At 47.3% G+C, this 12733-nt stretch carries 14 protein-coding genes and 1 other RNA gene; 8 read left to right on the forward strand and 7 right to left on the reverse strand.

Annotated elements, in window-relative coordinates; all coding sequences use genetic code 11:
- Nucleotides 1-71: 71 nt before the first annotated feature.
- Nucleotides 72-677 (reverse strand): rhomboid family intramembrane serine protease, encoded by a 606-nt coding sequence (locus LDO05_RS12895; protein ID WP_251378720.1) that lies wholly within the window; start codon nt 675-677, stop codon nt 72-74.
- A gap of 103 nt (nt 678-780) precedes the next feature.
- On the opposite strand from LDO05_RS12895, the gene tpx reads away from it, so the two are divergent.
- Together tpx and LDO05_RS12905 are read left to right on the forward strand one after the other, a co-directional pair.
- A complete protein-coding gene (gene tpx / locus LDO05_RS12900) occupies nt 781-1296 on the forward strand; it encodes a thiol peroxidase (protein WP_251375785.1) in 516 nt (171 codons plus the stop codon).
- 115 nt (nt 1297-1411) lie between these two features.
- Nucleotides 1412-2574 (forward strand): IS3 family transposase gene (locus LDO05_RS12905; protein ID WP_481856993.1). Its coding sequence is split into 2 segments (ribosomal slippage): nt 1412-1676 and nt 1676-2574, totalling 1164 coding nucleotides; the frame shifts between segments, so codons are not numbered across the junction.
- A 74-nt stretch (nt 2575-2648) separates the two neighbouring features.
- Here LDO05_RS12905 and LDO05_RS12910 read toward each other — a convergent pair.
- The 3 genes from LDO05_RS12910 to LDO05_RS12920 form a co-directional block, all read right to left on the reverse strand.
- Complete coding sequence (locus LDO05_RS12910; protein ID WP_251375786.1) at nt 2649-3044, reverse strand: DUF1499 domain-containing protein; 396 nt, start codon at nt 3042-3044, stop codon at nt 2649-2651.
- 173 nt (nt 3045-3217) lie between these two features.
- Nucleotides 3218-3408, reverse strand: a non-coding RNA gene (ssrS, locus tag LDO05_RS12915) — 6S RNA.
- Between the two features lie 62 nt (nt 3409-3470).
- Entirely contained in the window at nt 3471-4250 is a 780-nt protein-coding gene (locus tag LDO05_RS12920; RefSeq protein ID WP_251375787.1) for a YesL family protein, read from the reverse strand.
- Between the two features lie 179 nt (nt 4251-4429).
- Between LDO05_RS12920 and LDO05_RS12925 the strand changes: the two genes are divergently transcribed.
- Nucleotides 4430-4528: a YjcZ family sporulation protein gene (locus LDO05_RS12925; RefSeq protein ID WP_251375788.1), complete on the forward strand. Its 99-nt coding sequence runs from the start codon at nt 4430-4432 to the stop codon at nt 4526-4528.
- A gap of 71 nt (nt 4529-4599) precedes the next feature.
- Here the strand turns inward: LDO05_RS12925 and cshA are convergent, their stop codons facing one another.
- Entirely contained in the window at nt 4600-6207 is a 1608-nt protein-coding gene (gene cshA, locus LDO05_RS12930) for a degradosome RNA helicase CshA (RefSeq protein ID WP_251375789.1), read from the reverse strand.
- A 305-nt stretch (nt 6208-6512) separates the two neighbouring features.
- Here cshA and LDO05_RS12935 point away from each other — a divergent pair, with 305 nt between their 5' ends.
- The 4 genes from LDO05_RS12935 to LDO05_RS12950 all read left to right on the forward strand — a co-directional run bounded on the left by LDO05_RS12935 (nt 6513) and on the right by LDO05_RS12950 (nt 10588).
- The gene (locus tag LDO05_RS12935; protein ID WP_251375790.1) at nt 6513-7340 is read left to right on the forward strand and encodes a YitT family protein; all 828 of its coding nucleotides are present in this window, start codon (nt 6513-6515) and stop codon (nt 7338-7340) included.
- Nucleotides 7341-7507: 167 nt separating this feature from the next.
- Nucleotides 7508-7711: a hypothetical protein gene (locus tag LDO05_RS12940; RefSeq protein ID WP_251375791.1), complete on the forward strand. Its 204-nt coding sequence runs from the start codon at nt 7508-7510 to the stop codon at nt 7709-7711.
- A gap of 218 nt (nt 7712-7929) precedes the next feature.
- The gene (locus LDO05_RS12945) at nt 7930-9123 is read left to right on the forward strand and encodes a putative glycoside hydrolase (RefSeq protein WP_251375792.1); all 1194 of its coding nucleotides are present in this window, start codon (nt 7930-7932) and stop codon (nt 9121-9123) included.
- A 100-nt stretch (nt 9124-9223) separates the two neighbouring features.
- Nucleotides 9224-10588 (forward strand): MATE family efflux transporter, encoded by a 1365-nt coding sequence (locus LDO05_RS12950; protein ID WP_251375793.1) that lies wholly within the window; start codon nt 9224-9226, stop codon nt 10586-10588.
- Nucleotides 10589-10678: 90 nt separating this feature from the next.
- Here LDO05_RS12950 and LDO05_RS12955 read toward each other — a convergent pair whose 3' ends face one another.
- Nucleotides 10679-11128 (reverse strand): FtsW/RodA/SpoVE family cell cycle protein, encoded by a 450-nt coding sequence (locus LDO05_RS12955; protein ID WP_251375794.1) that lies wholly within the window; start codon nt 11126-11128, stop codon nt 10679-10681.
- Nucleotides 11129-11212: 84 nt separating this feature from the next.
- Between LDO05_RS12955 and LDO05_RS12960 the strand changes: the two genes are divergently transcribed.
- Entirely contained in the window at nt 11213-11656 is a 444-nt protein-coding gene (locus tag LDO05_RS12960; protein ID WP_251375795.1) for a peroxiredoxin, read from the forward strand.
- 80 nt (nt 11657-11736) lie between these two features.
- On the opposite strand, the gene pfkA is transcribed toward LDO05_RS12960, so the two are convergent.
- Complete coding sequence (pfkA, locus tag LDO05_RS12965) at nt 11737-12708, reverse strand: 6-phosphofructokinase (RefSeq protein WP_251375796.1); 972 nt, start codon at nt 12706-12708, stop codon at nt 11737-11739.
- Nucleotides 12709-12733 lie beyond the last annotated feature (25 nt).

Here is a 12733-nt window from a genome sequence, read left to right on the forward strand (position 1 = left end):
CCATTCTGCTCTTACGCATCCATAAATAATAAACAATCAACGAATTTCGGCTGCCTAATCATCCTGTAGGGTCAGGTGCGGCGAACCCTAGATATCCGAATCAAAATACCGTAAATGAAGAAACCTGTGATTAATCCGCCTAAATGAGCCATCCAGTTGATGTTGTCGACCATAATCGAAAAGACAAGGCCAACCATCAGAATAGCATAAAGCGTCTTACGGGAGGCCTCATCTATCATCTGCCGCTGAAGCAAGGCTACGTATAGAAAGCCCCCGTAGACCCCATAGATCGCCCCTGAAGCACCGACCGTCAAGGTAAGCTCCATTTGATAATTGTAGTAGGCCATGCTCAGCGCATTGGCAAGCAGTCCCGCACCTAAATAAAGCACGGCATACTTCCAGGAGCCGAGCAATCTCTCCATCGGAGGAGCAAATACCATAAGCGCAAAGCTGTTAAAGAGAAGGTGATCAAATCCATCGTGCAGAAAGATAGCGCTCAAATAACGCCATCTCTCATGCTCATACGAGCTATCGTTAGTAAGCGCCCCGAATCTAAGCAAGTCATCCCCGCTAAAGGCAACCAGGATGAACATAATAATATTTATTAACAGAATTAGAGATGTCACCGGATAATAGCGTAAATAACTCTTCAAATTCTCATAGCGGATGAAAATCAACAAGATCACCTTCACCTAATTAGTATTCGAACATTGGACAAGCGCTTTTTAAAAAGATTATAATGTATTTTGGCATGTAAAACCAATTAAGGAGGAGATTTATTTGGCACAAGAACGTCAAACAGCCACTTTCAAAGGCAATCCGATCACTTTGGTAGGTCCTGAACTCAAAGTCGGTGATACAGCACCGGATTTCACACTGAACAAGAACCTGCTTGAAACGGCTTCCCTGCAGGACTATGCCGGAAAAATCAAGCTGATCAGTGTTGTCCCTTCACTTGATACAGGCGTATGCGACGCACAGACTCGCCGCTTCAACCAGGAAGCTGGCAGCCTGGGAGATAACGTCGTTATTCTCACCGTAAGTGCAGATCTCCCTTTCGCCCAAGCACGCTGGTGCGGCGCCGCAGGTATTGAAGGCGTAATCACCTTGTCTGATTACAAGAACAACTCCTTTGGCGAAGCCTACGGAGTCTTGATCAAAGAATTCGCAATCGATTACCGTGCCATCTTCGTGGTGGATGCTGACAACAAGATTCGTTATGTCGAGTATCTTAACGAGATGACCGAGCATCCGGACTATGAGAAAGCTCTGGCAGCTGTCAAGGAACTGATCTAATAAATAAACGGGCACAAGGAAGAATGATCCTTGGTATTATCCCCTTCTAGTAGACAAGAGAAAAAAGACATCTGGTAAGATGGATTTAATTCTTGTTGAGCGGAGGGGATTTTTCATGGCCAAAAAGGGGCAAACCTTTCGGAAGTACTCCTTGGAATTAAAGATGGAGGCAGTCCGGTTGGTGAACGAGGAGCAGAGGAGTATTCGTGAAGTGGCGAAACAGTTGGGCGTTCGTAATAAGTCTCAGGTACAAACCTGGGCAACAAAATATCGAACAGGTGAGATTTTAGAGCCAACTAGCCCAAGACGAGGACGACCGAAAACGAAGTTTTCCAGCATGGAAGAAGAAATGGCGTATCTACGAGCGGAGATTGAATATTTAAAAAAGCAGTATCCAAATCTGCACAAGGAGTGACGAAGAAAGCAACCAGGTTCGGAATCATCGAGGAAATGCGAGAGAGGTATTCACTGAAATGGCTATTAGAGGTAGCCCATGTTTCACGAGCAGGCTATTACAAATGGAGAAGGGCTCAGCAGACAGCCTGGCAGCGTAAAGAAAGGGACAAGCTACTGGAAGCTCATATGTTGTCGCTCCACCGCCTTCATCCCTACTTTGGTTATCTGCGTATGACGGTTGCTTTACGGAAAGAAGGCCTCGTAGTTAACCACAAAAGGGTCTACCGGATTATGAAGAAATTGGGGATTCAGTCGGCCATTCGAAAGAAGCGTCGTTTTTTCGGTAAACAGGCTTCTGTCGTGAATCCCAATCGGCTGGATCGTCAATTTCAGGCGGATACTCCTTTATCTAAACTGGCTACCGACATTACCTACATACGGGTTGGGGAACGGTTTGTCTACCTTTCGGCGATCCAGGATCTGTATAACAACGAGATCGTAGCATGGCACCTTTCGGAACGAAACGATCTGGCTCTGGTCAACGAAACGCTAGACGCGTTAAGTAAAGATGTAAATTTGGAGGGAGCTATTCTCCATTCAGACCAGGGATTTCAATACACCTCCAAACCATTTAACCGTAAACTTACTGGACTTGGGATCCTCGGAAGCCATTCCAGACGCGGAAACTGTCTGGACAATGCATGCATAGAATCCTTCTTTTCTCATCTGAAGACGGAAAAGATATATTTAAGCAAGCCCCAAACCTTAGCTGAGGTAGAAAAACAGGTGCGCGAGTATATTTCATTTTATAACCAAAGTAGATTCCAGAAAAAACTAAACAACCGTTCCCCGGTTGAATACCGAGAAACGGTTGCTGCTTAAACATGTCTTTTTAGACCTGTCTACTTGACAGGGGTATGACCACCTTGGCCCGTTTTTTTCTAAGTATTATAAGGCTATCCACTCGTTGTCTTGTATTTGCTCAGCTTCTTATCAAGCACTCCGAATATTTGAACAATATTTCGGTAATTGGATCCGAGATCCCCCATGGAACCACGGGAAGCGGAATAGATATCCACAGCAGCCCTGTTCGGCCCTGTCTGAATAACGGACACCGTAATATCCATCATACGCCCGAATGGACTCCGTTTCTCAAGCAAGATCTCCCCTACAGTTGGAACCTCGTGGAGCAGCTTGTATCCAGGAATTTTCTTGATTGTAGAAGAGACTTCTTCCCATGCTTTTTCCTTGGATAATTGATAATAGCGTGTTTTTAGTTCAGGTAGTTTCGCGCGGTCGCCGCTTGCTTCCTGGCTTCGCAGCAGCCCTACCAGCGTTCTCTTGAGTGACAATGAATTTCCTCCTTCAGTCGTCCGTGCGGATCAAATCTGGGTTTGTATACGCTCTCTATAGTTTAGCACTGTTAGACCCCAAACAAAAGTCAATTGCAGGCAGACATACAGGACAATGCACAAAAGCACCTCCATATTCATCATGAATACAGAGGTGCTCACTTAAGACCATAAGGAATCCCGCTTATGCCGTCCGATCACATTGTCTTAGAACCTGCATTGGCAGGTGGGTGACCTCAGAAGCGTTTTTGAAGTCCCCTAATCATATAGATAGGGCTTATCAGCTGCGCTGCAATATTGATCTCCCAAGACATCTTCATTGGTTCAAAACAAAGTATAATCGAAACGCACATCGCAGGATGTATTGCTATTATAGACGCTTACATTCGAAAAGTAAACTCATTCAGCAAGGATAATTTCTGGTAATTATTTATCTGTCTTCACTTCATCTGCAGGAAGTGCTTCCGCCTCTCCCTCGCTCGTGTCTTCCTCAGCCTGCTTCTGCTTCTCAGCCATTTGCTGCATCTTGGTGTACGTACCGTAGAAGTTGAAGAAGGCAACATAAGCCGTCAAGCTGCCAAATCCAAACAGGATCAGGAATGGAAATTTAACAGTAATTATCACCAATACTCCCGCACAGATCAAGGTAGACAGCATGCGCAGTGGACGTACCATGACCAGAAGAACTGAGTTCTTAATGAGCTGCTTAATTCCCATGTGGTAATGAGCAATCATTGAGAAGAAGTTAAATAAGGATATGAACAGAATGAACAGGAAGATCAGCATGACAATCCCGATTACCTTCGCGCCCGGAATCTGATCCATATACACTTTATAATCGACAATCATAATTACGCACAGCAGAGTATAAAAGATACCTCCGAGCAGGCTTTGCTTATAGTTCTCTTTATAACCTTTGAAGAACGTCCGCCACACAGATACATCCTCTTCACCCATGACCCATTTGCGTGTAACCGCAAATAACGCTGAAGTCGCCGGGAACAATGTAATCGGTGCCAAAATAGCCATTAACCAGTAGGATAACGTCTCAGGCTGGTCCGGCATCGCCTGAAGCAGTAGAATCTTACTAACTACAACGAAAAAGAACGGGATGGAACACAGCAGCCATAACAAATTGCTTGCCGCAATCCGTGAAATCCATTCCGTAATTTTATATAGTCCACCCATTAAACCTCTTGTATCCAATCCTTCTCCCCCTCTATAAGTACAAGTATCTGTAATTATTACTATACTCCATCAAGAATCAGCATTCCAGCGCCTAATTTTACTTCAATATAGGTTAACGTCTTTATCATGACCGAGGTTAATGCCATATGATACCTTGTAAACCTAAACTTTCACACACCAAAGGAGGGTGACCAACCATGTCCAATGTAGGTGGATACGGTAACTTGTTTACTTCTACTGGCACAATTCTTGTATTGTTTATTCTGCTTGTTATTGTCAGCCGCACTTTTATCTAGGCCTGACAGACAACAAGAACACAAGAAGACGAAGCGGCGAGCCGCTTCGTCTTCTCAAGATGTGCGAAATATTATTCGTTATCGCTGCGTGTCGAAGGACGGCGTTCGCCACCCGTTGAGCGCGGCTTGCGATCATAAGAAGAACGGGAAGAATTATCACGTCCGCCCTCTCTGCTGCCACTGTTATATCCGCCTTTGCCACTTCCGTAGCTGCTGCCTCCATAACTGCGGTTACCGCCGCCTTCGCGATTGTTCCCACGGTAAGAACTTCCACCTTCTCTGCCGCCGCTGCGGTTGCCGTAGCCACCGGATGGCTTGCGGCCGTTGGAGCGGATGTCTGGCTTGCGGCGTTTCACGCGGATTGGCTCCTCAGGAGTCAACTCAATATTTCCTGATTCTTTCTTGTCTCCGGTAACCAGCTTAATCGCTGCGGAGAGAAGATTCACGGAATCATACTGCTCAAGAAGTTGAATTGCGATACCTTTGTATTCGTTCAATTCCCCGTTCTCAACAAGCTCAATCAGACGCTCAGCAGTAATGCGCTGCTTGCCTTCGATGGCCTCCGCAATACTTGGAAGAGGCTTCTTAGCAATACGATGGCGGGTTACACGCTCGATGAAATGCAAATGATCAAGCTCACGCGGCGTTACGAAGGAGTAAGCTGCCCCTTCTTTACCTGCACGTCCAGTACGGCCGATACGGTGAACATAGCTCTCCGGATCCTGCGGAAGGTCAAAGTTAACTACGTGCGTTACACCGGATACATCCAGACCGCGCGCTGCAACGTCAGTGGCTACAAGCACATCGATGCTGCCGTCACGGAATTTGCGCATAACGGTATCACGTTGATTCTGGGACAAGTCCCCATGAAGACCGTCTGCCGAATATCCTCGTTTGGACAACGCTTCAGCAAGCTCATCAACCCGGCGCTTCGTACGGCCGAAGACAATCGCCAGCTCAGGAGATTCCATATCAAGCAGGCGTGTAAGGGCATCGAACTTCTGACGCTCATGCACTTCAATGTAAGCCTGGTCAATCAGCGGTGCGCTAACTTGCTTCGGGATTACGGATACATGTTCCGGATTCTTCAAGAATTGTTGAGCCAGCTTTTGGATATTTGTTGGCATAGTTGCAGAGAATAGCATTGTTTGGCGCTCTTCGGGGACAAGCTTCAGGATGGATTGGATATCATCCATAAAGCCCATATCGAGCATTTCATCCGCTTCATCAAGAATGACAGTCTGTACGTCGTCCAGCTTGATTGTCTTGCGGTTAATGTGGTCAAGGAGACGACCCGGGGTTCCGATAATAATCTGTGGTTTCTTCTTCAAAGCGCGGATCTGGCGAACGATATCCTGACCGCCGTAGATTGGAAGAGAACGGATACCCTTGAAGCGGGACAGCTTGCTGATCTCTTCTGCTACCTGAATGGCAAGCTCACGAGTTGGCGCCATAATCAAAGCCACGATGCGATCTTCTTCTCTGGAAATCTTGTTTATTAGCGGCAGACCGAAAGCGGCAGTCTTACCTGTACCAGTCTGTGCCTGGCCAATCAAGTCTCTTCCTTCCATTGCAAATGGAATGGATTTAGCCTGGATCGGTGTTGCTTCCTCGAAACCAAGTTCCGTAATCGCTTGTAAAACCTTTGGCTCTAGGCCGAATTCTGTAAATGTACTCAAATTTATTCATGCTCCTTCTATATGGTGGACAAATCCACAATCTTGACGTTATTCTTAAGTAGCGGTAAACGTTTATAGGCTGTCCCATCCTGCAAAAAAATTTCATTTCAGGGGGAGGGTAAAGCTGGAAAATAAACCTTTGGTGATCTAAACTTTACCGTTTCTTTTGAACCATGTAACAGTAACACATATATTCATTAAAATGGAAATCCATCCCTACTCAAGAATATCTCAAACATTATAGCACAAAACATTCTTGAAACACCAGTTACATACCAAGAACCATTTTGCGCGAGGTGAAACCCATGTACAAACTTATCAGTCACAGCCTGGCGGTTATCCTTGGAGCCGCGCTCATCGCCGCCGGTTTCAATCTCTTCCTGATCCCCCACAAGCTCCTAAGCGGTGGGGTATCCGGCCTGTCGATGTTAACTGGATATTTCACAAGCTTCAGCATCAGCACTATGTATCTGGTATACAACATTCCTCTCTTGATTGCGGGTCTGTTCCTTCTGGGCAAAAGATACATTGGTCTAAGCATCCTCTCGGTTGTCACGACCACCTGGTTCATCGCCCTGATACCGGTGCCCGCTAAAATGCTGGCTCAGGATGCCCTTCTGGCCTCTGTATTCGGAGGCGTGCTGGTGGGACTTGGCGCAGGTATCTCCTTTCGTGCCGGCGGGTCATCGGGCGGGTTCGATATCCTGGGCTCTCTCGTCACCAAGTATCGCGACTTTCCTGTCGGGAGCGTCATCGTTGTACTGAACACCCTGGTCGTTCTGGCCATGGGTTACCTGAATGGAGAGTGGAATCTGGCGCTGGCTTCGATGGTGTCCATTTACCTAAGCGGCAAGGTTGTTGATTATATTCATATCAGCCATGTCAAGGTTACGTTGTTCATTATTACGAATCAGACGGATGCCATGCTGGAGAAGCTTCTGGGCCTGCCTCGCGGAGTCACCCTGATCAAGACCGAGGGAGCATTCTCCCACAAGGAAAAAGATATGCTCATGACCGTAACCACCAAATACGAGCTGGCTGAACTTCGCGAGATTATCAAAGCCACAGATCCCACAGCCTTTGTCAATATCGTTGAAACCGTTGGTGTTATGGGATCTTTCCGGCGTAGTTAAATACCTCTGGTGCACCACCAGGGGTATTATGTTATGATATTGAAGCACAGATCACCGCCATTTTCATGATGTGTATGCAGAATGGAGATTTACCCTTTATCTCTACAGGTTAATAGCTTTTCCGGTACGATGAATGATTCTTTAAATGAATGATTCCGGAGGAAAGGATGATTATTGTGGACATGGAAACGGTAAAGCTTTCTCAAATTGTCATGAAATGGTTCCCCGATATGATGCCAGTCTTCAATAGCGAGGAATTGAATTCCACGATTCTTCTTCGGGATGGCTTCACGGTTCTGAACCCCGAAGACGCCTTAGAGATTATTCATTACAGCATTTGCGAGCATCAAAGCTCCGCGCTTCTACATTAATCAAGATCACCTTGAGCCGCTTCTTGTATAAGAAGCGGCTTATCATTTCTACAGATTACAAATTATTGGGCGTTTAACCACATATTTTTAAGTTTAATGAGGATACATCAACCTTTATAATCGAAGTAACCTGAGAATTAACAATCCTGTTCTTACTGCATTCATCTTATCCGGTATAATTACAGAATAGAGAGTACATACAAGGGAGAGAACTTCAAATGAATATCTTTTGGACGCTGATTATGCTGGCTGTGAGTACGTCTTCCGGCCATCAGACGGATCAACCGCAGAAAGGAAGCCTAGGCAGCATACTGCAATCATCCTATCAATCTATGGCTTCTTATTCCGAGAAGGCTGCGAGCGGATCAACGCCCTCTACAACAACTTCTACAACAACGGTTAAGTCAGATCCTCAGGAAGACGCGCCTAAAGTCAAAGGTATTTATGTCACAGCCTATAGCGCTGGCGGAGCCCGAATGGAGCAGCTTCTTAAGCTGACAGACACAACCGAGCTGAATGCTATGGTCATCGATCTGAAAGATGATTCCGGTTACATAACCTATCCTACGACCAACAAGGAACTGCTCAAATATGGCAAGCCGCAATCTTTTATTCGGGATATTAAAGGACTTATGGACCGGTTGAAGAAGCATAAGGTATATCCTATCGCTCGTGTTGTCGTATTTAAGGATACCGTGCTTGCCAAGAAGCACCCCGAGCTATCGTTCCGTCATAGCAACGGCTCTGTCTGGAGCAATGGCAAGGGAGACAGCTTCGTCAATCCCTACAGCAAAGAGGTCTGGGAGTATAATGTAGCCATCGCCAAAGAGGCCGCGGCTCTCGGATTCAAAGAGATTCAATTCGATTATGTACGGTTCCCGGAGGGCTTCGAGAAACGGGCCGATACGTTGAAATACGTGAAGGATGAGAAAAGCCGTGTGGATGCGGTATCCTCCTTTGTGGACTATGCCCGCAAAGAGCTGGACCCGCTTGGCGTACGTGTATCTGTGGATATTTTCGGTTATGCGGCCTCAGTTCCCGCAGCAGAAGGAATTGGACAGGACTTTGTGAAGATCTCCAAAAATGTTAATGTCATCTCGCCGATGATTTATCCAAGCCACTATACGGCCGGCTGGTTCGGAGCCAAGGACCCGGACAAAGCGCCTTATCAGACTATTAAGGGGTCTATTGTGGATACGCATAAGAAGCTTGACCCCCTGGGTGATAAGAAGCCGATTATCCGCCCTTGGATTCAGGATTTCACAGCGAGCTGGCTGGGAAGCGGGCATTATTCTAAATATGGCAAGCACGAGATTGAAGAACAGATTCGGGCTCTAAAAGATATGAAGGTTGACGAATATCTGCTCTGGAACGCGAATAACCGGTACACAGCTGGTGTAGATTACAAATAGGTATGCAGCATGGATATGAGAAAAGCCCTTTACTGGGCTTTTTCTTTGTGTAATACATGTTCACATTTATAAGCAATGCTAACTGAAATGGAGATTTGAAATGAAACAGACTTACAGCTTGAAGCAGAAATATATCCAATTTATCCACATCCTGATTCCTATCCTGGTCACCCAGATCACCCTATCGCTGATGACCTTTTTTGACACGATGATGTCAGGCCATTCAAGCCCCGCTGATCTTGCAGGCGCTGCAATCGGATCCAGTCTCTGGCTGCCTGTCCAGACTGGCTTAAGCGGTATTCTGATGGGGATCATTCCTATAGTCTCTCATCTAATTGGCAAGAAGGAGCGGAATCAGGTTGACTTTAATGTGATGCAAGCACTGTGGCTGTCTCTTGCCGTCTCTGCGGTGGTCCTTATTGGAGGCGGTATAGCGCTGGATCCTATTCTAAGCAGCATGAGTCTTGAGCCAAAGGTCCAGCATGTGGCCCATTATTTCCTGGTTGCTATTGGAACCGGCATAATTCCTTTGTTCGGCTACACGGTTCTACGTTCTTTCATTGATTCCATCGGACAAACCCGGATCTCGATGACAATTACGCTGCTCTCCCTGCCCATTAATGTTCTAGTGAATTATTTGCTGATTTTTGGGAAAATGGGCTTCCCGCGGCTGGGAGGAATCGGTTCCGGCATCGCCTCCGCCTTCACTTATTGGTGCATATTCATACTGGCGATATTTGTTGTCCGCAAGAGCGAGGCATTCTCGGAGTACCGGATGCTGCGCAAATGGCACAAGATCTCCTTCTCCAAATGGAAGGAGCTGCTCAAGATTGGGGTTCCTATCGGATTTGCCATATTCTTTGAAACGGCGGTCTTCGCAGGTGTAACCCTGTTCATGAGTCAATATGATACGAAGACGATCGCAGCGCATCAATCTGCCCTTAACTTCGCCTCTACACTGTATATGATTCCGCTCAGTATCTGTCTATCCTTAACAATCCTGGTGGGGTTTGAAGCCGGGGCGGCGAGACTCCGGGATGCGAAGCAGTATGCGAATCTTGGAATAGGAACGGCAGCAGGCCTGTCCATCCTGACTGCCATCATTCTGCTAGTCTTTCAGGATGGCGTTGCTTCGCTGTACTCCGATGTGCCTGCAGTGATCGAGCTTACCAAGCATTTCCTAATCTACGCTATCTTCTTTCAGCTCTCGGATGCGATTGCCGCTCCGATCCAGGGAGCTCTTCGCGGATACAAGGATGTGAACTCACCCTTCTTGCTTGCCTTTGTAGCTTATTGGGTGATTGGACTACCGCTCGGATATGTCTTGGCGAACTACACCAGTCAGGGACCCTTCGGCTATTGGCTGGGGTTAATCAGCGGCCTCGCCGTTGCCGCCATATCGTTGTTTCTTCGGCTCGCTTATATTCAGAAAAAGTATGCCCGGAAGATCGGACAGGCTTCCTAACAATTGAAGGGTCACCAATACAGAAAAATGCCGCCCGTATTCACTTGAATACAGGCGGCATTTTTCCGTATGGAACCAGCCAGCCGCGCTTTACGAGACTCGGGTTGAGGCTGCCCGAATGAGATCCTTTCTCCGATAAACAGACAGCAGCAACCCTATAGCAGCGAACTCAATCAGCAGGTGAGAGCCGCCGTAGCCAACAAAAGGAAAGCTAACGCCCAAAATAGGAACATATCCCGTGGCCATAACCAGCCCGTACAGAAGCCGGGCTCCAAGCATAATCATGATGATTAGAACCAGCGATTTGCCGTATTGATCATCGACTCTTTTGTAAGCAGCTAGCATACGATGAATAAGCATTATGGTGGCTACCGCTATGACAATCCCTGCGAACCAGCCAAAGCTGTATAGCAGATACGTCACAATGGAATCCGACTGAAGGAAACGAAGCTCCTTAAGCGGTGCACCCAGTCCTCTGCCCCACCAGCCTGCGGAATGAACAGCCTCTCTGGTGTGGAATTGTCCACACCCACTTTGCATCTGCTAAACTAACGTTCTACAATAGACAAGGATACAAGCTATTGCCATCATTCTAACTTGATCAATTAGGAGCGTGACTGTTAAATGCTCAGCAAGGGAACAACAGCGCCGCTATTTCGCGCCGCAAGCACACAAGGGTGGGTTGATTTGGCTGAGCATGTGGGTACCCGGCCCATCGTGCTTATCTTTTACCCCATGGATGATACGCCAGGCTGTACCAAACAGCTGTGTGCTGTAAGAGATGCAGAACCTTCGTATGCCGGGTTAAATGCTCTGGTGCTCGGAGTGAATCCCGGATCGCTGGAAAGCCATGAGAAATTCGCGGCCAAGCACGGCTATGATTTCCCGCTTGTTGTTGATACAAACGGAGAAATCCGCAGTCAATATGAGATCGGGAAGACGTTCGGTTTCTTGACCCAGCAGCGTGTAGTCATTGTGATCGATCTGGAGGGCAAGATCGCATTTGCAGAGAAGGGACTCAGGCCTACGGAGGAAATTCTGGAGGTGCTTAAGCAAATCACTGGATAACGCCAAAATAGAGCGCGCAAAGAAAAAAGGAATCCACAGCCAGAGCGGCGGGATTCCTTATGTCTATTCCTGTTACTATATTATTGGGACAAGCGTGAAGCGAGCTCGTACAGTTCCATATTGAACGGCTTCTTGGTGTTGACTACTTGCTCGATGTCTGTAAGCACAAGCTCACCCTTGAGAACGCCGCAGCCTTTGTTTGATTCGCCTTCAATCAGCTTCCGCACGGCAAAGTCACCCAAACGGCTGGCAAGGTTCCGGTCAAATGGAGTCGGTGATCCACCACGCTGAATATGTCCTAGTACCGTAACACGCGGATCGATGGAAGGGTAACGCTCCTTCAGGGCAGTGGCAACATCTTCGCCTTTGCCTACTCCCTCAGCAACGATAACGATACTGTGTCTCTTGCCATGGTCGAAATTCGCCTTCATCCGGTCAGCAACCTCATTCAGGTCATAAGGAACCTCTGGCACAAGAATCGTCTCGGCTCCAGATGCCAGTCCTGCATGCAGAGCGATATCTCCGCAGTGGCGTCCCATTACTTCCACTACGGAAGAACGCTCGTGGGATGACATTGTATCGCGAAGCTTGTTCACAGCTTCAACAACCACATTAACGGCTGTGTCAAAGCCAATTGTATAGTCTGTGAAAGAGATATCGTTATCGATTGTACCCGGAAGCCCCATCGTCTTGATTCCCAGACGACTCAGCTTCTCAGCGCCCTGGTAGGATCCGTCCCCGCCGATTACAACCAGGCCGTCAATTCCACGATCCCGGAGAATTTGAGCACCCTTCTGCTGACCCTCCAAGGTCTTGAAATCCAGACAGCGCGCAGACTGGAGAATGGTTCCCCCACGCTGAATAATATCCCCGACACTGCGGATATCCATCGCAAAAATATCGTTATTCAGCAAGCCTTGGTAACCCCGCTGAATACCATAAACCTCAAGGCCATAATACAGACCACTTCGTACAACGGCACGTACTGCCGCGTTCATTCCTTGAGAATCTCCACCGCTGGTTAATACGGCAATTTTTTTCACTTGTGTCATAATAGTTGCCTCCTCAGTATAGTTG

This window comes from Paenibacillus sp. YPG26, from assembly GCF_023704175.1.
Taxonomy (GTDB): domain Bacteria; phylum Bacillota; class Bacilli; order Paenibacillales; family Paenibacillaceae; genus Fontibacillus.